The 20986-nt window shown below is 69.1% G+C and carries 21 protein-coding genes; 9 read left to right on the top strand and 12 right to left on the bottom strand.

Annotation, left to right across the window (positions count from 1 at the left end; genetic code table 11):
• Positions 1 to 87 precede the first annotated feature (87 nt).
• Positions 88 to 579: a DUF3304 domain-containing protein gene (locus tag ACAM52_RS02640; RefSeq protein ID WP_369647690.1), complete on the bottom strand. Its 492-nt coding sequence runs from the start codon at positions 577 to 579 to the stop codon at positions 88 to 90.
• A 451-nt stretch (positions 580 to 1030) separates the two neighbouring features.
• Here ACAM52_RS02640 and ACAM52_RS02635 point away from each other — a divergent pair, with 451 nt between their 5' ends.
• Positions 1031 to 2362 (top strand): MFS family transporter, encoded by a 1332-nt coding sequence (locus ACAM52_RS02635; RefSeq protein ID WP_369646041.1) that lies wholly within the window; start codon positions 1031 to 1033, stop codon positions 2360 to 2362.
• Between the two features lie 163 nt (positions 2363 to 2525).
• Entirely contained in the window at positions 2526 to 3422 is an 897-nt protein-coding gene (locus ACAM52_RS02630; protein WP_369646040.1) for a hypothetical protein, read from the top strand.
• A gap of 8 nt (positions 3423 to 3430) precedes the next feature.
• On the opposite strand, the gene ACAM52_RS02625 is transcribed toward ACAM52_RS02630, so the two are convergent.
• A complete protein-coding gene (locus tag ACAM52_RS02625) occupies positions 3431 to 4105 on the bottom strand; it encodes a TetR family transcriptional regulator (RefSeq protein WP_369646039.1) in 675 nt (224 codons plus the stop codon).
• A gap of 81 nt (positions 4106 to 4186) precedes the next feature.
• Between ACAM52_RS02625 and ACAM52_RS02620 the strand changes: the two genes are divergently transcribed.
• Entirely contained in the window at positions 4187 to 4843 is a 657-nt protein-coding gene (locus ACAM52_RS02620; RefSeq protein ID WP_369646038.1) for an O-methyltransferase, read from the top strand.
• A gap of 54 nt (positions 4844 to 4897) precedes the next feature.
• Here the strand turns inward: ACAM52_RS02620 and ACAM52_RS02615 are convergent, their stop codons facing one another.
• From ACAM52_RS02615 to ACAM52_RS02605, 3 genes are read right to left on the bottom strand one after another with little or no spacing between them, the layout of a single operon-like run.
• Positions 4898 to 5872: a tripartite tricarboxylate transporter substrate-binding protein gene (locus ACAM52_RS02615; protein ID WP_369646037.1), complete on the bottom strand. Its 975-nt coding sequence runs from the start codon at positions 5870 to 5872 to the stop codon at positions 4898 to 4900.
• A gap of 29 nt (positions 5873 to 5901) precedes the next feature.
• Positions 5902 to 7254 (bottom strand): alpha/beta hydrolase family protein, encoded by a 1353-nt coding sequence (locus ACAM52_RS02610; RefSeq protein ID WP_369646036.1) that lies wholly within the window; start codon positions 7252 to 7254, stop codon positions 5902 to 5904.
• Positions 7251 to 10028: a tannase/feruloyl esterase family alpha/beta hydrolase gene (locus tag ACAM52_RS02605; RefSeq protein WP_369646035.1), complete on the bottom strand. Its 2778-nt coding sequence runs from the start codon at positions 10026 to 10028 to the stop codon at positions 7251 to 7253. Before ACAM52_RS02605 ends, ACAM52_RS02610 begins: the two co-directional genes overlap by 4 nt.
• Before the next feature lie 119 nt (positions 10029 to 10147).
• Here ACAM52_RS02605 and ACAM52_RS02600 point away from each other — a divergent pair, with 119 nt between their 5' ends.
• Both ACAM52_RS02600 and ACAM52_RS02595 read left to right on the top strand, forming a co-directional pair.
• Positions 10148 to 11074, top strand: a complete 927-nt coding sequence (locus tag ACAM52_RS02600; RefSeq protein ID WP_056572218.1) for a LysR family transcriptional regulator — start codon at positions 10148 to 10150, stop codon at positions 11072 to 11074.
• On the top strand, positions 11071 to 12063 hold the full coding sequence (locus ACAM52_RS02595; RefSeq protein WP_369646034.1) for a Bug family tripartite tricarboxylate transporter substrate binding protein: 993 nt from the start codon (positions 11071 to 11073) through the stop codon (positions 12061 to 12063). The genes ACAM52_RS02600 and ACAM52_RS02595 overlap by 4 nt, the downstream gene beginning before the upstream one ends.
• On the opposite strand, the gene ACAM52_RS02590 is transcribed toward ACAM52_RS02595, so the two are convergent.
• On the bottom strand, positions 12060 to 13181 hold the full coding sequence (locus tag ACAM52_RS02590; protein WP_369646033.1) for a hypothetical protein: 1122 nt from the start codon (positions 13179 to 13181) through the stop codon (positions 12060 to 12062). The two genes, ACAM52_RS02595 and ACAM52_RS02590, sit on opposite strands and share 4 nt — an antisense overlap.
• A 44-nt stretch (positions 13182 to 13225) precedes the next feature.
• On the bottom strand, positions 13226 to 13786 hold the full coding sequence (locus tag ACAM52_RS02585; protein ID WP_369646032.1) for a putative glycolipid-binding domain-containing protein: 561 nt from the start codon (positions 13784 to 13786) through the stop codon (positions 13226 to 13228).
• 87 nt (positions 13787 to 13873) lie between these two features.
• Here ACAM52_RS02585 and ACAM52_RS02580 point away from each other — a divergent pair, with 87 nt between their 5' ends.
• Positions 13874 to 14467: a YiiX family permuted papain-like enzyme gene (locus tag ACAM52_RS02580; RefSeq protein ID WP_369646031.1), complete on the top strand. Its 594-nt coding sequence runs from the start codon at positions 13874 to 13876 to the stop codon at positions 14465 to 14467.
• Between the two features lie 7 nt (positions 14468 to 14474).
• Here ACAM52_RS02580 and ACAM52_RS02575 read toward each other — a convergent pair whose 3' ends face one another.
• Together ACAM52_RS02575 and ACAM52_RS02570 are read right to left on the bottom strand one after the other, a co-directional pair.
• On the bottom strand, positions 14475 to 14753 hold the full coding sequence (locus ACAM52_RS02575; protein ID WP_159275572.1) for a contact-dependent growth inhibition system immunity protein: 279 nt from the start codon (positions 14751 to 14753) through the stop codon (positions 14475 to 14477).
• Between the two features lie 20 nt (positions 14754 to 14773).
• Positions 14774 to 15625, bottom strand: a complete 852-nt coding sequence (locus ACAM52_RS02570; RefSeq protein WP_307694881.1) for an RNase A-like domain-containing protein — start codon at positions 15623 to 15625, stop codon at positions 14774 to 14776.
• A 169-nt stretch (positions 15626 to 15794) separates the two neighbouring features.
• Here ACAM52_RS02570 and dinB point away from each other — a divergent pair, with 169 nt between their 5' ends.
• The gene (gene dinB, locus ACAM52_RS02565; protein WP_369647689.1) at positions 15795 to 16979 is read left to right on the top strand and encodes a DNA polymerase IV; all 1185 of its coding nucleotides are present in this window, start codon (positions 15795 to 15797) and stop codon (positions 16977 to 16979) included.
• A 7-nt stretch (positions 16980 to 16986) separates the two neighbouring features.
• Positions 16987 to 17670 carry a TIGR02117 family protein gene (locus tag ACAM52_RS02560; RefSeq protein ID WP_369646030.1) on the top strand — a complete coding sequence of 228 codons (684 nt, stop codon included), beginning with the start codon at positions 16987 to 16989 and terminating at the stop codon, positions 17668 to 17670.
• 6 nt (positions 17671 to 17676) lie between these two features.
• On the opposite strand, the gene ACAM52_RS02555 is transcribed toward ACAM52_RS02560, so the two are convergent.
• Positions 17677 to 18744, bottom strand: a complete 1068-nt coding sequence (locus tag ACAM52_RS02555; protein ID WP_369646029.1) for a purine nucleoside permease — start codon at positions 18742 to 18744, stop codon at positions 17677 to 17679.
• Between the two features lie 102 nt (positions 18745 to 18846).
• On the opposite strand from ACAM52_RS02555, the gene ACAM52_RS02550 reads away from it, so the two are divergent.
• Positions 18847 to 19998: a DNA topoisomerase IB gene (locus tag ACAM52_RS02550; protein ID WP_369646028.1), complete on the top strand. Its 1152-nt coding sequence runs from the start codon at positions 18847 to 18849 to the stop codon at positions 19996 to 19998.
• Here ACAM52_RS02550 and ACAM52_RS02545 read toward each other — a convergent pair.
• Positions 19944 to 20624, bottom strand: a complete 681-nt coding sequence (locus ACAM52_RS02545) for a hypothetical protein (RefSeq protein ID WP_095746526.1) — start codon at positions 20622 to 20624, stop codon at positions 19944 to 19946. The two genes, ACAM52_RS02550 and ACAM52_RS02545, sit on opposite strands and share 55 nt — an antisense overlap.
• Positions 20625 to 20804: 180 nt before the next feature.
• Positions 20805 to 20984, bottom strand: a complete 180-nt coding sequence (locus ACAM52_RS02540) for a DUF3606 domain-containing protein (RefSeq protein WP_062477985.1) — start codon at positions 20982 to 20984, stop codon at positions 20805 to 20807.
• Between the last annotated feature and the right edge of the window lie 2 nt (positions 20985 to 20986).

Below are 20986 nucleotides of genomic sequence, written 5' to 3'. Positions count from 1 at the left end.
CATCTGGCGACCTCGTTCGCGGGCACTAATGCGTGCTGTTGAGCAGCGTGTCCTCGAACTCCGGGTTGTGCGCTGCTTCGACGGCGCCTATGGTGTCCTCGTCGATGTGCGCAGACCTTCGCAAGCCTCGCTCTTTCCCTTGCCGCGGGTGTAGTACTCGGTCAGGTCCTTGCTGGTTTCCCAAGGGGCCTTGTCAGCCTCGGGGAAAACACTGCACGGACTCTCGATGCCGAACTTGGAAACCAGCAACTTGACGCGGTGATTCGCGTAGAAGTGAACTTGCACGCTGCCGAAACTCTCGCGGGAGTATTTCGGAATTTCCACCTCCGCCTCCTGCGGCGGTGGCGCAGGCCGCGAGCCGGGTGGGCCGCTGCCGTAGGCCCACGTCACACGCGCCTTCATTCCAGGTTGCCACTCCTTTGGAACCTTGACGCAGCAATTGAAACTGGTGCCCCCCGATTGAGGCGCCATGTTGGGCCCACTGGCACCGTTGACCGTGAACCCGATGACGCTTTCGTCGCTCATGTGGTTGTAGCCGGTCACCTCCACAGGAATCTTGTCCTCGCCGCAGGCGGACATCAGCACGCAACCGCTCAGCCCCAGGAGTACCAGCAGGCGCCTCCCCGACGGCCTCACTGCCACCGGTACTCGCACGATCGGAGGCAGGGGAGGCCGACGGGCGTGTCCGGGCCTATGCATTGCGTTCAGGTCGAATGTCGATTCAGTTGTGCTCATGATTTCCCGCTCGCGGGCAGTGGCCCTTTTCAAGGGTATGTTCAATCGAGGACGCCCGTTTTAACAGTGCCTCACTCTTGTCGTCTGGCGGCCATACACCGTCGTCAAGCATCTTGAGCACCCGTTCGTCAACGAGCGCAGTGCTGTCCATCATTGCTGCCGGGCACGTTCTGACAGGCGCCTGAAGACCCCGTCGGGGGCAGGCCGATGCGGCGTCGGCTGACACGCCACCCCCGCATCGCGACGCAGAATGGTCGGGCCACAACAACAGGCCTTCGGGCCGCAAGAAGGCACCATGAGCGCAGTCAACCCGACCCAGGGAGGCCTCGCGGCCTCCTCGTCCCTCCCGCACTACACGGCCGAAGAAAAACGCCACCGCGTCTTCGCGATCATGGCGGCCTCTTCCGGCAACCTGGTCGAGTGGTTCGACTTCTACGTGTATGCGTTCTCGGCGTTGTACTTCGCGCCGGCCTTCTTCCCCAAGTCGGACCCCACCGCACAGCTGCTGAATACCGCCGGCGTGTTCGCGGCCGGCTTCCTGATGCGGCCCATCGGCGGCTGGCTCTTCGGCCGCGTGGCCGACCGGCTCGGGCGCAAGACCTCGATGCTGATCTCGGTGACCATGATGTGCGCCGGCTCGCTCGTCATCGCCTGCCTGCCCACCTATGCGCAGATCGGTGCCTGGGCGCCCTTCCTGCTGCTGGTGTGCCGCCTGTTCCAGGGCCTGTCGGTGGGCGGCGAATACGGCACCACCGCCACCTACATGAGCGAGGTGGCGCTGCGCGGGCAGCGCGGCTTCTTCTCGTCGTTCCAGTACGTCACGCTCATCGGCGGCCAACTGCTCGCGGTGCTGGTCATCGTGGTGCTCGAGCAGCTGCTCGACGAGGCCGAGCTCAAGGCCTGGGGCTGGCGCATTCCCTTCGTGATCGGCGCCATTGCCGCCGTGGTCGCGCTGCTGCTGCGCCGCACGCTGCACGAAACGCAAAGCGCCGAGGCCAAGGCCAACAAGGAGGCCGGCAGCATGGCCGGGCTCTTCAAGCACCACACGCCGGCCTTCCTCACCGTGCTGGGCTACACGGCCGGCGGCTCGTTGATCTTCTACACCTTCACCACCTACATGCAGAAGTACCTGGTGAACACCGTGCACCTGCCGATCAAGACGGCGAGCTACGTGATGACGGGCGCGCTCTTCGTCTACATGTGCATGCAGCCGCTGTTCGGTGCGCTGTCGGACCGCATCGGCCGGCGCAACAACATGCTGCTGTTCGGCGGCCTGGGCGCGCTGGCCACCGTGCCGATCCTCACGGCACTGCAGCACACGACGAGCCCGGTGCTGGCCTTCGTGCTGATCATCGCGGCGCTGGCCATCGTGAGCTTCTACACCTCGATCAGCGGCATCGTGAAGGCCGAGATGTTCCCTCCCGAGGTGCGCGCTCTGGGCGTCGGGCTGGCCTATGCAGTGGCGAATGCGATCTTCGGCGGATCGGCCGAGTACGTGGCGCTGGGGCTCAAGTCGCTGGGCCACGAGTCGGCGTTCTTCTGGTACGTGAGCGCGATGATGGTGATCGCGTTCCTGGTGAGCTTGCGGTTGCCGAGGCAGGCGAGCTACCTGCATCACGACCATTGAGCGCGTCGCGCCTTTCCGGCGCTGAGGCCTGCTCACAGGGCCTTCACATGCTTGTGTGACTTATTTCCCAACCAAGAAAGGTCAACTGCAAACCAAGTACACACCTCGTTCGAACGCACAAGATCGCCCTCCAATAATCTGCGGTCAACAACAGGGAGGAATCTTGAAAAAAGCACGTTCCATCAACATTTCGAGCGCGCGATTGCTCGCAATCGTTGCCGCAGTCGCAGCGGTTTCCGCATGCGGCGGTGGCGGAGGAGGCGGTGGTGGTGTACCCGCCTTTCCCCTCTTGCCCGTCACGGAGCCCGCCCCGCCGCCAGCTCCTGCACCGGCACCGGCCCCCGTGTCGGACACTTCGGGGCCTTGCTTCAACGAGGCCGACTTCCGCGAAGGCACGCTGGTCGCGTTCGAGGCCGTCAAGCCCGGCGTGAATCCGGCGACGCCCTCCTTCAGCAGAAAGGCAGTGATCGAAGCCCGCGAGGCATTTGGCGGCGCGAATCCGATCGCGGTGAACGTGGGTTCGGAAAACTTCAGCTATCCGCAGTTCCAGCAAAGCACCGTCAAGAAGGAATACAAGGACCTCGTGAACGGCAGCTTCCTGCTCTACGGAAAATCGACCACGTACAAGAGCAAGATCGATCCGTCGATGGCGCCTTCGCTTCCGGCCGGCTACGCGCTGGAGCAGGTCAACACGGTGTCCCAGACCTTCACGCCGCCGTTCGCGTTCCCGGTCGACATGGCACCCGGACAGGTCGTGAGCCAACAATCCACGGCGGCAAAGACCTCGGTCCTCAATGGCCGCAGCAACGGCGCGACGGTCTCGTTGCCCGCGAGGGGCGAGCTCACCTACCACGGCCGGGAGCAGCTGGAAACGCCCCTGGGCACGTTCAATACCTGCAAGCTCTCGCTCAAGATCACGGTGGGTGCCTCGGTGATCGTCAAGGAAGCCACGAGGGAGTTCTGGCTCGCTGCCGAAGGCCCGTATCGCGGCCAGCTGCTGAAGGGCGGCGATTCGAAGTCGTCGATGCTGGTGACGAAGATGATTTACTTGCCCAAGTAACGCAGGTTTCAGTCTTTCTGGCCACGGACCCTTCGGGGTCCGTTTTCGTTGCTGAGCGTGGCCAGGCTGTCCATGTAGACGCAGAACATGTCGGCCATCGCGTCCGCCCAGGCCTCGATCTCGGCGTCGGTGCGGGGGCGCTCCGAGAATTCTTTCCCCACGGCGCTGAGCGTCGCCACGATCAGGTCACCCGCCATCGCACGCGTGGCATCGGAAGCCGCTGGCAGCGCCTGCTGCATGAACACGCGGACGATCTCGTCGCCGGCGGCGCGCACCTCTTGTGCCTCGGGTGCGTCGCGGTAGAACGGCGCGGCATCGTCGAGCGCAGTTCGCACATCGGCCTCTTCGCATTCGGAGCGGACGAACGCATGCGTCAGCAGGCGCAGGCGCTCGAGTGCAGGACGCTGCGTGTCCCCGAGGATGCCGCGCATCAACTCCGTGGTCTGCCGCCATTCATCGCTCTGCAGACGGAACAGGATCGACGCCTTGTTCGGGAAGTATTGGTAGACCGATCCGACGCTCACGCCCGCCCTTTCGGCGACGCGCGTCGTCGTGAATCGGCGCACGCCTTCTTTCGCCAAAACCTGAATAGCTGCCTGAAGAATGGCCCCAAGAAGGTCGGCCGAGCGCGCCTGCTTGGGCTGCCTGCGAGAGGAGATCGGGGTGCTTCGACGATCGGTCATAGGAGCGCTGCGGAACGCGAATGGAAAACATGAAGGGTTCTTCATAGTATTTCCCATCTGCTTTTCACACGAAAGAACCCCGTGACCACCTTGACCACCGCACCCCTGGCGCCCTTGCTGGACCGCCTGTTCCAGGAGGCCAGCGCGGCCACCAGCCCGGCCATCGCCGACGTCAGCCCAGAGGAACGCCACCGGCTGATGCGCAGCAAGACCGAGTACATCGCGCTCTACAGCCGGCTCAAGGATGTGTGGCTGCCGGTGTCGCGCGAGACCGGCGTGCTGCTGTACCAGCTGGCGCGCAGCACGAACGCGCGTCACATCGTGGAGTTCGGCACCTCCTTCGGCCTGTCCACCCTGTACATGGCCGCGGCGCTGCGCGACAACGGCGGCGGCCGCCTGATCGGCAGCGAGTTCGAACCCTCGAAAGTCGCCAGGGCCCGCGCGCACCTGGCCGAAGGCGGCGTGGCCGACCTGGTCGAGATCCGCGAAGGCGATGCGCTGCAGACGCTGGCCGTCGACCTGCCAGCCTCCATCGACCTCTTGCTGCTCGATGGCGCGAAGGCGCTCTACCCTGACGTGCTGGCGCTGGTCGAGTCGCGCCTGCGGCCGGGCGCGCTGATCGTGGCAGACAACGCCGACCACAGCCCGGAGTACCTGGCGCACGTGCGCTCGCCTGACAGCGGGTATCTGTCGGTGCCGTTCGGCGGTGATGTGGAGTTGTCGATGCGGTTGGGGTGAGGTCGTACGGCCAGCCCCTCCCGATCGCAAGGCGGCTGACCCCGGCCGACAACCTCAGTCCGCGTACACCCCCGCCGCCTTGATGATCGGACTCCACTTCGCAATCTCCGCCGCCACGAACTTCTTGTGCCCCTCGGGCTCGATGCGACCATCGGCGGCGACCACGGCGCCGAGTGCTTCCTCGCGCTTGATGAAGTCCGCATCTTTCAGTGCCGCCTTCAGCGCGTCGCTGATCTTCTTGAGCACCGGCGCGGGCGTGCCCTTGGGCGCGTACAGGCCGTGCCAGATCGTCACCTGGAAGTTCTTCAGGCCGGCCTCGTCGAGCGTGGGCAGGTCTTTCAAGAGCGGCGTGGTCAGGCGTTTGGGCGTGGTCACGGCATAGGCCTTGACCTTCTTCGCTTCGATCTGCGGCGAGGTGTTGGTGCTCTGGTCGCACAGGAGGTCGATCTGGCCGCCGATCAGGTCGGTGATGGCGGGTGCCGTGCCCTTGTAGGGCACGGGCGTCATCTCGGTCTTCGTGGCGCTCTGGTAGAGCAAACCGCACAGGTGCGAGGCCGAGCCGATGCCCGCGTTGCCCAGGTTGATCTTGCCCTTGTTGGCGGCGATCCAGGCGGTCAGTTCCTTGTAGTTGGTGGCCGGCAGGCTGGGCTTGGCGATGAGCGTCATGGGCACGTCGTTGACGATGCCCAGGTACTCGAAGTCGGTCTCGACCTTGAATGGCACGTTGCGCACCAGCGTCGGCACGGTCGCCATCGCGATGTGGTTGAGCAGCAGCGTGTAGCCGTCGGGGTTGGCGCGCGCGACCTTGGCCGCGCCGATGGAACTGCCCGCGCCGGGCACGTTGTCGATGATGACGCTGGCGCCGCCCAGCGGCTTGCGCAGCGCCTCGGCGAGGTCGCGCGCCACGCGGTCGGTCGGGCCGCCGGCCGCGAAGGGCACGACGATGGTCACGGGCTTGCCCGCGGGGAAGTCTTGCGCGTGGGCGCACACCGCAAGAGTCACCGCCACGAGGACGAACAGTTTTTTCATCAGAGTCTCCGTCAAGGTCAAAAAGAAATTCAGGGGGCGCGCGAAGGCACGCGGCTTTCGAGCGTGGGGGGTTGCCACTCCGGCTGGATGTGGCAGCCGTTCTTTCCGTCGGTGTCGTAGCGCGGCATGAGCGAAGCACAGCGCTGCGCCAGGCTCTGCGGCGTGGGCTTCTCGCCCTTGTCGATCCAGTCGAGCAGCGCGCCGAAGAGCGCGGGGTATTCCGAATCGCTGAGGTAGCTGTGCTCGCGCTCGGCGCTGAAGCTCTGCACCAGATGCCCGCCGGTGCCCGCCGCGTCGCGGATGCGGCGGTAGGCGTTCTCGAGTTCGACAAACGCCGTGGGGTCGTCGATGGCATGCAGGCCCACGGTGGGCAGCGAGGTGCGGCCCGTGGGCTGGCTGTCGGCCGCGAGCGCGCCCTGGGCCTGCGGGTCGGCCGCGTAGCGCAGCACGCCGGCATTGAGCGCCGCATCGTCGGCCGAGCCGCTGTAGACCACACCGATGTTGCCGAAGGGGTTGCGGCCCTTCAGGCGCTGCTGCACGAGGTCCTGGAACAGCCACGTCGCCCAGTTGAGGTGGCCGACGAGCGAGCGCTCGGGAATCTTCACGACCGACAGGATGGTCTTCAGCCGCGCTGCCTGCTCGGGCGTGCGCTGCGCGGCCGGCGTGCCGACGCCGGTGCAGTCCTTGACGCGCGCCGCGAGGTCCGCGCGCGTGAGCTTCGCATCCATCGGCAGGCCCATCCACAGCGGGTACTGCGGCTCGTCGGGCTTCGGATGGTTGCGGCAGACGTACTGGTAGACCACGCGCAGGTCGAGCCGGAAGTCGTAGGCGCTGTTGCCGCCGCCGAGCACGCCGCTGGTGAGCAGCAGGCCGTCGTACGGCGACTTCGCATCGCCCACCGGCGCATAGAGCTCGGCCGCCTTCGCCGCCACGCCCGCGCCGTAGCTCTGCCCATGCAGCAGCGTGCGCTGGGGCTGGCCGAAGTGGCGCACGACGATCTGGCGCAGCCGCTCGGTGTCTTCGGCCGCCATCGTCACGCCGTAGCCGCCGCGCCGGTAGGTGGAGCCCGCCCAGGCATAGCCGGCCTTCACGGTGATGGCCCAGCGCTTCAGGTCTTCCTCGCTGCGCGCGAGCTTGGGCGCGCCGGTCTCGGGGCCGCCGTGCGCGTGCATCACGAGCACGCCGCGCTGCCAGTCTTTGGGAATGGCGATCCAGTAGAACGAGCCCGCGCCGTCTTCACCGGTGTAGCAGCGCGCGCTCTCCGGCACGGGCGACGGGCAGGCCGTGGGCTTCGGCGCGGTGGCGGGTGCCGCGTGCGCGGACAGCAGCGGCGCGGCACCCAGCCAAGCGAATGCAGCAAGTTGCGAGAGGTATTTTTTCAATGGCGTACTCCGAGGTCCAGCGTCGCGTTCGCCCCGTCGGTGGAGACGAAGCCCACGACGCCGCTGTTGAAGATGAGATGGCCCGGCCGGCCGGCGCCGGCCTGCGCCACGCCGAGCACCGGCGTGTCGTAGCCCAGCGTGGCCGCTGCGCCGCCGAGGTTGAAGGCAGTGCCGACCACGGTGGCTTCGCGGCTCTCGCCCTTCACGCTGACCATGGCATAGCTGCCGTCGGCCGCGCCGGGCATGAGGGTCTGCTGCACCGCGAGCAGGCGCAGGCCCGGCTGGATGACGGTGGCCGCGCCGCTGCTGGTGTCGCCCGCCGGCACGGCGGTGGCCACGCGGCGCAGGTAGAGCGGCGTCGATACGCCGTTGACCAGCCCGATCACCACCGAGCCGGTGAGCGTGCCGCCGGTGGTCTCGGCGGTGCCGCTCGACGAGGTCGAGGTCGTGTACATGTCGAAGGCCCCGCGCGCCGTGCTGTAGCTGAGGTAGCCCTTCTCGGTGTTCTTGCAGGTCTGGTCGTAGGTCATGAAGCTGTTCGACGCCGGGCTGCGGCAGAACTGGAAGGTGCCCGCATTGCGCAGCCGCCCCGCCGACGAGAACGCCGCCGTGGTACCCGCGCCGAGCTGTTCCACGCCGGCCGCATTGAAGATCAGCGACACCGAGCGGAAGTCCGTCGACGGCGACACGTTCTGGAAGGTGTTCTGGAATGCCACCAGCGGCGAGAAGCCGCTGCCGCTCGGCGGGTTCACGCCGCCCAGCAGCACGCCGCCGGCCCCGAAGCTGAACACCGCCCCGCTCTCGCCGCTCGTGTAGCTGCAGCTGCCCTGCGACACGAGCGATCCGGCGCGCTGCGTGCCGACCCGCATGGGTACGTGGCTGGCATCGATGGTCACGGTGTAGGCCATGGTGGCTGGATCGATCTGCACCTGCAGTTCCTCGCCGAAGCTGTTGCCGCCCTTGTAGCGCGTCGCGCTCGCCGGCAGGTTGGGGCAGGCGAGCGGGTCGCCGACCTCGGTCACGCAGCTGAAGTTGACGGCCGCATCGAGGCTGCCGCTGCCGCGGTACTTGGGCCACGACGGAAACTGGCACAGCGGGCGCGTGCGGCCGTAGCTGCCGGCCACGGCGTCCACCGCGACGGGCGTGGCGGGCGCCAGGCCGGCCTCGACCCAGCCTTCGAGCGCCGCGAGCGAGTCCCAGTTGGGAATGAAGCTGCCCGTGCCATGCCCCATGCCGGGCACGGTGTAGAAGCGCACGTTCTGCGTGACCGCGGCCTGGCCCAGCGTGGCGACGAGCTGCCGGTAGTAGTCGATGGTCGAGTTGGGGCTGATCACCTCGTCGGCCAGGCCGTGCAGCATGAGCAGCTTGCCGCCGCGCGCGAAGAAGGGCGCGAGGTTCGGGTCGGTCGCGTCGGTGAGCTTCGACACCTCGGTCACGCGCGCCGCGTACGTGCCGGGGTTCTGCGGATCGAAGGCGAGCGTGTCGAAACCGGCATCGCGCGTGACGAAGAACTTCACCCACTGGTCGCCGGTGACGTACATGTTGGCGTCGGCCGAGGTGGCAGGGTTGCCCGGCACCTTGCGCGTGCCGAGGTCGCGCGTGGTGTACGGGCCGGCCACCAGTGCACCTTCGAGGAGGTTGTAGCCGCCCGCGCGCTTCACGCCGTTGGCCAGCGAGTACGTCGTGAACTCGAGCGGCGATTCGATGGCGTGCACCGTGTCGATCTGCGCGTCCGACAGGCAGGTGTCCGCCGTGTCCGCGCCATTGGGGCAGCGCAGCGACGCGAGGATCTGCGTGTTGAGCTGGCGGCAGCTCTCCACATTGCTCACGATGTTGTCGATCGCGCCGTCGAGCTTGTCGCAGGCCTGCATCGCGGCCTTCTGCACCAGCAGCGTCTCGGTGAGGTTGAGCCAGCCCTTGCCGCCGTCGTTGTACAGCGCGCGACCCACCGCCACGTTCGACAGGCGCGTGCCGGTGTAGTTGAGCGCGGGCTCGTTGGCGATCACGCCGTCGTAGTCCTGCGGCCAGCGCTGGATGTAGCCGAGCGCGTCGCGCCCGCCGGTCGAGGTGCCGAGGAAGTAGGCGTGCCTGGGCTTGACTGCGTAGCGCGCGAACACCAGCGCCTGCGCCACGTCGCGCGTCTTCTTGAGCGACTGGCCGCCGTAGTTGGCCAGTTGCTCGTCGTTGGTCGCGAACTTGCCGTCGGTGATGCTGCTCGACTGGTGGCCCGAGTCGTCGCCGTAGGTGGCGTAGCCCAGCGCCAGCGGCGCGGGCTTGCCGGCGGGGCCGAAACGGATGACCTCGGTGCCGTCGATGAGCACGCCGTCGAAGCCGCCGCCGCCGAAGTGGATGGTCTTCTGGTTCCACTGCTCGGGCAGGTTGACCGCGAAGTGGATGAGCTGCGAAGCCGGGTCCACCGGCGCGATGGTGCCGCGCACGCGGCAATAGTCGCCCAGCGTGTTGCCCGCGTCGCCGGCGGCCACGGGCGTGGCGCTGGTGACGGTGGCGCCCTGCGTGGGCAGGCTGATCAGCGCGGCGGGCAGGCTTTTGCCGGCCAGGTCGGCGCAGGCCACGACGGGCAGCACGGGCGGGGGCGGAGTGCCGGGCGGCTCCTCGGCGGGCGGGGTGTCGCCGCTGGCGGGCGGCGGGGTCGGCAGGAAGAAGCCGGGGCTTCCTCCTCCCCCGCTGCCGCCACCACAGGCGGCCAGGACCAACGACGCGCCGATCAGCGCAACGACGACACGAAACTTCGAGGCAGGGCGCGGTGTGCGCATGGATTTGTCTCCGGCATGCCGCCTCGGCGGGCGGCTTGTTTGAAGGGGCGGCCGGACGATAGATTCCGTGTGACCTAGGGTCAAATAAAATAACAAGGCCTATTCAATACAAAAAACATATGGATATACGCGCCCTGAGGTACTTCGTGGCCGTGGCCGGCACCGGCCACATGACGCGCGCCGCCGAGCAGCTGGGCATCCAGCAGCCGCCGCTGAGCCTGCAGATCAAGGCGCTGGAGCGCGAGCTGGGCGTGCTGCTGTTCAAGCGCCATCCGCGCGGCGTGGCGCTCACCGACGCCGGCCGGCTGTTCCAGGCCGAGGCGCTGCGCATGCTGCAGGACATGGAGGCCATGAAGCAGCGCATGGCGCGCGTGGCCCAGGGCCAGACCGGCACGCTGGCGGTCGGCTTCACCAGCTCGGCCGCCGCGCACCGCTTCATGCCCGAGGCGCTGCGCGCCTTTCGCCGCGCGCACCCCGGCGTGGAGCTGCAGCTGCGCGAGGACAACGCCGCCGAGCTCACCGAGGCGCTGGCCGCGGGCCGGCTGCACTGCGGCCTGCTGCGCGTGCCCGTGGCGCGGCCCGAGGGGCTGGTGTTCGAGACGCTGCTGCGCGAGCCGGTGTGGGTCGCGATGCCGAGCGACCACCGCTTTGCAACTGCTGCAAATGGCAAGAAGCCGGCGAAGCCACTGTCGCTGTCGAAACTCTGCGAAGAAGGCATCATCCTCGTGCGCCGTCCGGGCGCGCCCGGCCTCTATGCCGAGCTGCTCGCACTGTGCCACGCACAGGGCCTGCGCCCGCGCGTGGTGGCCGAAGTCGATCGCATGATGACCAACCTGAACCTCGTGGCCGCGGGCGTCGGCCTGTCGGTGGTGCCGACCTCGATGACCGGCGTGCACGCGCACGCCATCGCCTACACGCGGCTGGCCGACGGCGGCCAGCTCGACGCGCCGCTCACGCTGGTGTCGCGCGCCGACGAAGACAACCTGCCGGCGCGGCACTTCGCGGCGCTGCTGCGCGGGCTGGCCGAGGGAAACGCTGCCGCATGACCGTGCCGCTGTTGCGCCGCCACTTCCTGCAACGCATCGGCTTCGCGGCTGCGTGCGCGTTGCCGCACCTGTCGCACGCCGCCTCGTCGCCCTGGCCCAGCCGCCCCGTGCGCCTGATCGTGGTCTACCCGCCGGGCGGCGTGAGCGACGGCATGGCGCGCGCGCTGGCCGAGCCGCTGGCGCAGTCGCTGGGCGTGCCGGTGCTCATCGAACACCGCGCCGGTGCGGGCGGCAGCCTGGGCATGGATGCGCTCGCACGCGCCACGCCCGACGGCCACACGCTGGCCTTTTCCGCCATCAGCCCGCTCACCCTGCACCCGCTGCTCGCGCGTGCGCCCTACGACCCGCTGCGCGCCTTCGTGCCCGTGGCCAGCGTGATGCGCACGCCGGTGCTGGTCGTGGGCACGCCGGCCTTCGCGGGCCGCGGCTTTGCAGAACTGATCGCGCTGGCGCGCCGCCAGCCCGGCGCGGTGCGCTGGGCCACCTCGGGCGTGGCGACCATCGGCCACATGGTGCTGGCGCAGGTGCGCCTGCAAAGCCGCACCGACATCACGCACATCCCCTACCAGGGCGGCGGCCCGCAGCTCAACGACGCGCTCGGCGGGCAGTTCGAGGTGCTGTCGACCAACGTCGCGGCGCAGCAGCTGCAGTACATCGAAAGCGGCCGGCTGCAGGCGCTGGCCGTCGGCGCGCCCGCGCGCATCGAAGCCTTGCCTGCGGTGCCCACGCTCGCGGAGCTGGGCTACGAGAAGGCGAACCGCGATTCGCTCTTCGGCATCTTCGCGCCGGCGCGCACACCGGCGGCGGTGGTGCAGCGCCTCAACGGCGAGATCAACCGGCTGCTGCAAGGCGACCCGCTGCGCGCGCGCCTGCGCGAGGCCTACAACCTGCCGGCCGGCGGGAGCCTCGAGGACTTCGCGCAGGAGATCGCGGCAGACCGGCGGCGCAACCGCGCGCTGGTGGCGGGGGCGCGGGCGCAGTTCGACTAAGGCTGCGCGGCCACCCAGCCGAAGCCCGCGTACCAGGGGCTGAAGCGTGACGGGCGCTGTTCGATGTCGACCTGCTTCACCGCGCTGGCCAGTGCGGGCGACACGTTGCGCAACGCCATCACGGTCCATGCGCGGTCGAGCTGCTTGAGCAGGCGGGCCTCGCAGCCGGGGCTCTCGCGCAGGCCGACAGGCGCCAGGCCCAGCTGCACGGCGACATGCCCCTGCGCGGCGGCGCGTTCCCAGAGCACGCGCCGGCGCTCGGAGCCCAGCAGCGTCAGCTGCCGCAGTTCGTACGTGCCGGCCGGCAGCACGCCGGGCACGGCGTTCACCTGCAAGCGCACGTCCTTGCCCAGGCCGTTCCGGTCGGCCCCGAAGAGCCACTCGAAGTGATCCGTGGGCACCTGCGCCTGGATCGCCATCAGGCAGGGCGCGGGCAAGGGTTGCGTGCCCCGCAGCGTCTGGCGCGTGAGCACCATCAGCTCGGCGGTCTTCGACACCAGCGACAACGGGACCGGTGCCTGGTCACCCGCCACGATCTGCGCGTCGATCGCGGCAGGCAGCGCCGGCACGGTGGCGGCGTTGGCCGCGTGCGCCAGCACCTGCGGGAACAGCACGGGGATCGTCCTGCCGTTGCCGAAGCTCTCGCCTGTGGCGATCTCCAGGCGATCCGGAGTCAGGCGGTAGTAGCTCGGCAGCGTCGCCTCGACGTCGTAACCGCCGCGGCGCGTGGTGACGCGTTGGTAGAACTCGCGCGATGTGCTCTTCAGCAGCGGCTGCAGTGCGCGCACCAATTCCTGGCGCTGCGCGTCACTGACAGCGTTCAGTTCAATGCGGATGCGGTTGGACGGGTAGGTGAAGAGCTTGGCCATGCCTCGCTCAAGTTCCGCGGGGTCGGGCCCGCGCGTCACGTAGAGAACAAAGCCGCCCACCAGCGCGGCAATGCAGGTCCCCCACGTGAAGTAGCTCGTGACCTTGCGAAAACGGTCGGCGGCCCGCGAAGTGCCCATCCACCCCGCCAGCACCTCCCGGACGCCAAAGAGAACGACGCCGAGAACCAGGACGCCGACCATCAGCAGCACCACGGTGGCTGCATTGAAGGCGAAACTCAAAAAGCCCATGCCGCTGCGTTCAGGCGCAGCGCCCGACAACTCCCGTCAACGGGTCAGTCCTCCGCGCGCCAGAGCCGCGGATAGTCGCTCACGAACCCGTCCGCCGTGACGCCCAACACCTCCGCGTAATCGAAGCGCTTGGCCTCGTACGCGTACGAGCTGTCGCTGCGCCGTTCATAGCGCTGCATCAGCTCGCTGAGCCCGCCGTCTTCGATGTCGACCCAGGCCGCCGGTGCGTCGGCGCTTTCGCCGGGCGCGAGGTTCAGGCGGCGCAACTGCAGCAGGTTGGTGGCGGGGGTGAAGCCCAGGTCGAGGTCGACGCAGTGCGACATGTCGGACACGGCTTCGTCGTTGAGCTTCCAGTGGCCGCGCGCGTCGCGCGTGATCGACAGGTCGATGGCCGACTCGCCGAGCCAGCCGCGCACGGTGCCCCATTGCGTGTGCCAGAGCAGGTCGCAGCGCACGCGGTAGTGCAACTGGGCGATGCGTCCGCCCTCGGTGCGGAACACCGCGGCGCCGTCGAGCTGCCAGGCCGAGGCATTGCGTTCGAGGCGGCAGGCATCGTGGCCCGGTGCATCGAGCCTGCGCCAGAGGATGGAGGCGACGGTTTGCATATGGCGCGGATCATGGCACCGGCATGCCGCGGGGCGCAAGCGGCATCCCGCAAAATGCCCTGCATGTCGAAAGCCCTTTCCGCGTCGTTGTCTGCCCTTTTCACCCTCCTGACAGCCAGCGCAGGCCATGCGGCCACCGCACTGAAGGACGGCGACATCATCTTCCACACCTCGCGCTCGGCGCAAAGCCTGGCCGTGCAGCGCGCCACCGGCTCGCGCTACAGCCACATGGGCATCGTGCTGCTGCGAGAGGGCAAACCCTACGTGTTCGAGGCGGTCTCGACGGTGCGCTACACGCCGCTGGCGCAATGGACGGCGCGCGGCAACGGTGGCCACTACGTGGTGAAGCGGCTGCGCGATGCCGGCACGCGGCTCACGCCCGGCGCCGTCGCGCGCCTGCATGCGCGCACCTCGGACTTCGCGGGCCGCCCGTACGACCTGACCTTCGAATGGTCGGATTCGCGCATCTACTGCTCGGAACTGGTGTGGAAGCTGTACGACCGCGCGCTGGGCGTGCGCATCGGCGAGCTGCAGAAGATCCGCAGCTTCAACCTCGCCGACCCGGCCGTGCGCGCCAAGATGCGCGAGCGCTACGGCGACACCGTGCCGATGGACGAGCCGGTGATCTCGCCGGTGGCGATGTTCGACTCGCCGCTGCTGGTGACGGTCGAATCGCGCTGACGACCCGCTATTGCACCGCGGCCAGCACGCTGTCGAGAAACTGTTTCGCCGGCGTACCGAAATCTTCAGGGATGTAGTCGCGCGAGAAGTCGCGCGCAAACGCCGCCTCGAGGTCATCGTGCGAACCGAGGTAGTCGGCGATCTCGGCGCGCAGCGCGGCCAGCTCGGCCTCGGTGCTCGACTCGCGGTACGAGGCCATGATCTCGGCGCCGGTTTCGCCGAAGAGGATGTCGGCGTCCTGGCCGAAGTAGACCTTGGTGAGGTGGTCGATCAGTTCGAATCGCATCGTGGGGTCGTGAGGAAAAATCAGAACGGATGGGCGGTGAGGATGTAGAACGGCTTGCCGTTGTACGTGCGCATGTTCAGCGTCACGCGCACCTTGGTGAGCTGGCTCACGGCGGTGCTGCCGCGCTGCACGCCGATGCCGACCACGGTGCCGATGTCGTGCTCGAAGGCCACGGGCTTGGAGCCCACCGCCGCGGAGCGCGACCACGCGCGAATGGCCCGGGCGTTGGCGCGCACGGTCTGGCTGATGGCCGACTCGGCGGTGGCCAGGTCGAAGAACGACGACGAGCGCTGCAGGCTGGGCTTCTTCGCGAAGCGGTCGAACAGCTCCTGCGCCGACTTGCCCACGTGCTCGCGGATGGTGTGGCCGCCGGCCTTCGAACCCGCAATGCCCTCGTGCTCGATGAGGCGCACGGGCTCGAGCTTGAAGCGGCTCGCACGCACCGCGATCACACGCGATGCAGCCAGCCCGCCGGCCACGAAAAGCGGCACCGCCACATCGACCGCGAGCCCGACCTGCGCGCCCGTTTCGGGCGAGGCGCCCAGCGCCTGCGCGGTGGCATCGGCCGTGAGTGCGGTGGCAGTGCGCTGCGTCTGGCCGGTCCAGATCTGGCGCGCGGCCGTGGCGGTGACGTCGCTGCCGTGCGCGCCGAGCACCACGCAGCCGACCTTGCTGGCCATGGTGGGCTCGGGTGCGACGCACAGCACGCCGGCGCCGACCAGTTCGATCACGCCGCCGATCAGCGCCGCCGTGCCCCAGAGCCGGTTGCTGAGGCTGGCCGACTCGGGCACGTCTTCGCCGCCGAGCACCGCCGCCATCTGCACCGGCGTCAGCGCGACCGACAGGCCGCCTTCCACCTCGTCGTCACCCATCGTGCATTCCTTTCCGTTCACCACCTGCGTGGGGATTGAAATTCCGCCGCATTCTTGCACGCGACACCGGGGCGGGCGAACATGCCCGGAGAGCGAGACAATTGTCACCGTGAGTTTCCAGCCCGCGCCGCCCCCGGCCCCTCCGATCCGCCGCATTGCCCACCTCGACATGGACGCGTTCTACGCGTCCGTCGAGTTGCTGCGCTACCCGCAGCTCAAGGGTCTGCCGGTGGTCATCGGCGGCGGACGTCGCCGCGTCGACGAGGCGATCCGCGAACTGCCCGAGGGCGCCACGCTGGCCGACATTCCGATCGAGGCCTTTCCGCGCCTGAAGGACTACACGGGGCGCGGCGTGATCACCACCGCCACCTACCCCGCGCGTCAGTTCGGCATCGGCTCGGCCATGGGGCTCATGAAGGCCGCCAAGCTGTGCCCACAGGCGCTGATCCTGCCGGTCGATTTCGACGAGTACCGACGCTTCTCGCGCACCTTCAAGCAGGTGATCCTGGACATCGCGCCGCTCATGGAAGACCGCGGCGTGGACGAGGTGTACATCGACTTCACCGACGTGCCCGGCGGCCAGCGCGACGGCGGGCGCTCGCTGGCGCGGCTGATCCAGAAATCGATCTTCGACGCCACGGGCCTGACCTGCTCGATCGGCGTGGCGCCCAACAAGCTCATCGCAAAAATGGCCAGCGAGTTCGAGAAGCCCAACGGCATCTCGGTGGTCTACGAGCACGACCTCGAAAGCCGCATCTGGCCCCTGCCCTGCCGCAAGGTGAACGGCATCGGCCCGAAGGCCGACGAGAAGCTCAAGCGCTTCGGCATCGAGACCGTGGGCCAGCTGGCGGCACGCGAGCGCGGCTGGCTCATCGACACCTTCGGCAAGGCCACCGGCGCGTGGATGCATGAGGTGGCCTGGGGCCGCGACAACCGCCCCGTGGTGACCGAGAGCGAGCCCGTGTCGATGAGCCGCGAGACCACCTTCGAGCGCGACCTGCACGCGGTGCGCGACCGCGCCGAGCTGGGCGCGATCTTCACGCACCTGTGCGAGAAGCTGGCCGAAGACCTGCAGCGCAAGGGCTACGTGGGCAAGACCATCGGCATCAAGCTGCGCTACGACGACTTCAAGATCGCCACGCGCGACCAGACCATCGACCGCTTCACCGACGACGGCAAGACCATCCGCCAGGTCGGCGGGCAGTGCTTGAAGCGCGTGCCGCTGGAACGGCCGCTGCGCCTGCTGGGTGTGCGCGTGGGCGCACTGGCCAAGGCCGGCAGCCCCGAGGCGCTGGCACCCGCTGGCAACGCTCGCAGCGGGGCGCCGGTGGCGACCACGGCCTCGCTCTTCTGACACCACCATGATCCGACGCTGGCTGAGACGCATCGCCCTCACCCTGCTGGGATTGCTGCTCGCCATCACGCTGTATGTGGCCGTGGCTTGCGCGCTGGTCTTCTTGCCGGCGAGCGCGAAACCACCGGCCGAGCCTGCGACCGTCGAGGCCTGGGTGCTGAGCAACGGCGTGCACACCGACCTGGTGTTTCCGGTCCGCTCGGCCACCATCGACTGGTTGCAGCTCTTTCCACTGTCCGACTTCAAGGCACCGCCGCCCGATGCCGAGTTCGTCGCCATCGGCTGGGGCGACCGCGAGTTCTACCTGCACACGCCGACCTGGGGCGACCTGACGGCCGCGCGCGCCTTCGGGGCGCTGTCGGGCGGCAACCGCTCGCTGCTGCACGTGACCTACCTGCAGCGCGCGCAGCTGCGGCGCGGGGCCTACAAGCTGCCGCTCTCGCAGCCGCAGTACGCGCAGCTCGTGGCCCATGTGCGCGCCACGCTGCCCTCAGGCCGCGCGGTGCCGATTGTAGGTGCGCACTACGCGAGCGACGATGCCTTCTACGAAGCCCAGGGCAGCTACCACCTGTTCGAGACCTGCAACACCTGGACCGGCCGTGGCCTGCGGCAGGCGGGCGTCACGGTGAGCCGCTGGACGCCCTTCGACTTCAACGTGACGTGGCACCTGCAGCCCGTGCTGCAGCCCTGACGATCTTCAGGGCTTGGGCACGCCTGCCGACCAGGTGGGCCAGTTCTTCACGATGTGGTCGACCACGCGCGTGCCCACCAGCGCGATGTTCTCCACCGTCTCGGCAAAGCCGCCCGCCGTCTCGCCCGGTGCCGGGTCCAGGTGCTGCAGCGTGCTTTCCTTCGGGTGGCCCTGGTCGAAGTTGACCGCGCCGCGCAGGCTCATCACGCGGTCGGTGCCGTGGGTGCGCTTGATCACGAGGGTGATGGCGGCGGCCTCCATCTCGGTGATCACGTAGTCGTCGGCGCCGTAGAGCTTGGCGATGTACTGCGCCTGCTTCGACATGCCGGGGCCGTGGAAGAAGGTGTCGCCCGTCATGTGCGTGCCGGTGCCCACGAAGGGGGCGCGGCGCGCGGCGGCGTCGGGGTAGCGCAGGCGGTACTTGCGCGCCGATTCCGCGTCCTTGAGCGGCGTGTCGGCCGACAGCTTCATGGCCCAGCCGACGAGGTCGGGGTTGAGCTTGAAGCGGCGGTACTCCTCGTAGCCCTTGCGCGGCATGAAGGTGGGTTCGCCGGGCTTGTTCTCTTCGGGCGCCCAGCGGTGGCCGAGGTCGTAGTCGACCAGCCAGGTGGCCCAGCTCACCTCGCCGATGGTGCCGCGCTGGGGCGGCGTGCCGGCCACGCCGGAGATCACGTAGTAGGCCTGCGAGAAGTCGAACTTCGGGTTCAGCAGGATGGCCTGCATCGACGACGACGAGTTGACCTTGCCCATGCCCAGCACCGCGCCGCACACGCCGTCGGCGTTGCAGTACACGGGCTGCAGCGCGCCGGGCACGGCCACGGGCGTCGCGCCCTTCCAGTAGCGCTCGTACCAGTGCTGGAACTCGCCGGCGCGGTCGCCGGTGTTCTGGCCGATCTCGAACATGGCGGCCACGAACACCTTCACCTTGACGGGGGCGCCGGTGGGGGCGGCAGCGGCAGCGCGCGTGTCGGCCGTGGGCGAGGTGGAGGCACAGGCCGTGGCGAGCAGCACGGCGCCGCACAGCGCCAGGCCGCGGCTGCCCAGGGAGAAGCGACGGGAGTTCAGGAGGGACATGGGTGGAATCCGAAGAGAAGGAAGGAAAGGAAAGCGCGCCTCGGCAACAGCGTGCGGCGTCCTACACCGCACGATTGTCGATGCTGGCACAAGCGCGATGTCATGCCTTCGATGCAAACCCCATGCCGGCCCGCACCGGCTGCCACTTCAGCGCTGGCCGGCGGGCTGGTCTACGTGAACCCCGGCATGCCGGGCATCCGCCGGCTGAAGTGGGGCGACGGCTTTCGCTACCGCGACGCGCACGGCCGCTGGCTGCGCGACGCCGACGCGCTCGCGCGCATTTCCAGCCTGGCCATTCCGCCGGCCTACACCGAGGTGTGGATCTGTCCGCTGCCGCAGGGCCACCTGCAGGCCACGGGCCTGGACGCGCGCGGCCGCACGCAGTACCGCTACCACCCCGACTGGCGTGCGCTGCAGGACGGCACCAAGTTCGAGCGCCTCGCGGCCTTCGGGCACGCCCTGCCCCGTTTGCGCGCCCGCGTGGCGCGCGACCTGCGCGCCGGCACCAAGACACCCGGGCGCGCGCAGGTGATCGCCACGCTGGTGCGCCTGCTCGACACCACGCTGCTGCGCGTGGGCAACGAGGCCTACGCGAGCAGCAACGGCTCGTTCGGCCTCACCACGCTGCGCAACCGCCACGCGGCGGTGCAGGGCTCGGCGCTGCGGCTGCGCTTTCGCGGCAAGAGCGGCGTGGCGCACGAGGCCCGCGTCGACGACCCGCGCGTGGCCCGCGTGGTGCGCCAGTGCCAGCAGCTGCCGGGGCAGGCGCTGTTCCAGTACACGGACGAAGCGGGCGAGGTGCGCGGCGTGTCGTCCAACGACGTGAACGACTACATCGCCGAGGCGACTGACAAGGGCGACGGCGAGCGCTTCACCGCCAAGGACTTCCGCACCTGGCACGGCACGGTGCAGGCGCTGGAGCTCACGCGGCTGGCCTGTGCCTGGGAGGGCGAGCGCCGGCCCGGCGCCAGGGACATCCTCGCGGCCGTGGCGCGGCAGCTCGGCAACACGCCGGCGGTCTGCAAGAAGGCCTACGTGCACCCGGCCGTGCTGGCGCTGGGCGAGGCGCTGGCGCGCGAGGACGACACGGCGGCGACCGGCACGCTGCTGGAGAAGATCGCGGCCCGTGCCGCCACGGCCGGCCCGGCGCGCGGTCTGGTGGCGGCGGAGCGGCGATTGCTCGCCTTCCTGCGGACGCCTCAGCCTGCGGCGAGGGCGAAGCGCACGGTGTCGGCGTCGAGCAGCACGGCGTAGCCGAGGTCTTCGGCCAGGTTCTGCAGCGCCACGGTGTCGATGGCCAGCGCGCGCGGCGCGCGGTGGGCGTCGAGCACCGCGTTCGCGCCGCCGGCCTCGCGCACCCGGGCGTGCAGGCGCAGCGCGTCGGTGCCGTCGGGCTCGATGCGGATGGTGCCGGCCTCGTCCGCGCCGTCGTGCAGGTAGCCCAGCGCGCCCAGGAACAGGTAGCGCAGCGCGGCGGCATTGGGCCAGCGCGGCTCGTCGTCCTGCGGGGCGGCGAGCGCCTCGTCGACCTCGAGCGCCACGCCGTGCAGGTCGAAGGCCGAGCGCATCAGCGTCATGCACTGCGCCACCAGCGCGCTGCGCGTGATGCCGTCGTCGGTGGTGGCCAGTTCCCAGTCGCGCAGCGAGCGGATCGCGGCCACCAGCTCCGACACCTGGCTGTCGATGAGGTTCACCCGCTCCTCGCAGGCCGCGGGGTCGACGGGGTCGGCCGCCACCTGGCGCTTGAGCATCAGCACCGCCATGCGGATCACCGAGACGGGCGCCGTCATGTCGTGCCGCAGCGCCGGCAGGGCGCGCGTGAGCAGCTCATGGCGCACGCCGGCCGCAATCCAGCTGCGGGCGCTGGGAGACGACTTCATCGCGGCGCAGCGGCCCGCAAGGGCGCGCGGCCCGTGGGACGAGAGGCGGCAGGGAGCACGGTCAAGGCAGGATTCCTGAAGGCGGGAACAAGGCCACGAGTATCGGCCCCGCTCCGCGCCGCGGCTGTAGGAGCCTGCCTACGCGCGCCCTGCCCGCCGGGCCGCACCTTCAGCGCGCGCTCAGGGTTTGCCGAGGTAGGTGCGCACGTCCTTCACCTCGACCCCGGCGGCCGCGACGGCCGAGCGCAACTGCGCCTCGGTCACGCCCAGCGTCTGGGTCCAGTAGCGAACCTCGTGGAGTTCGTTGACATTGATGCGGGCCGCATCCTGCGGTCCGCGCTTGCTCAGGTCATCGGCCATGG

Source organism: Variovorax sp. V118, from assembly GCF_041154445.1.
Lineage (GTDB): Bacteria > Pseudomonadota > Gammaproteobacteria > Burkholderiales > Burkholderiaceae_C > Variovorax > Variovorax boronicumulans.
The sequence above is the reverse complement of the archived record's forward strand: the minus strand, read 5'-3'. Positions and strand labels throughout refer to the sequence as shown.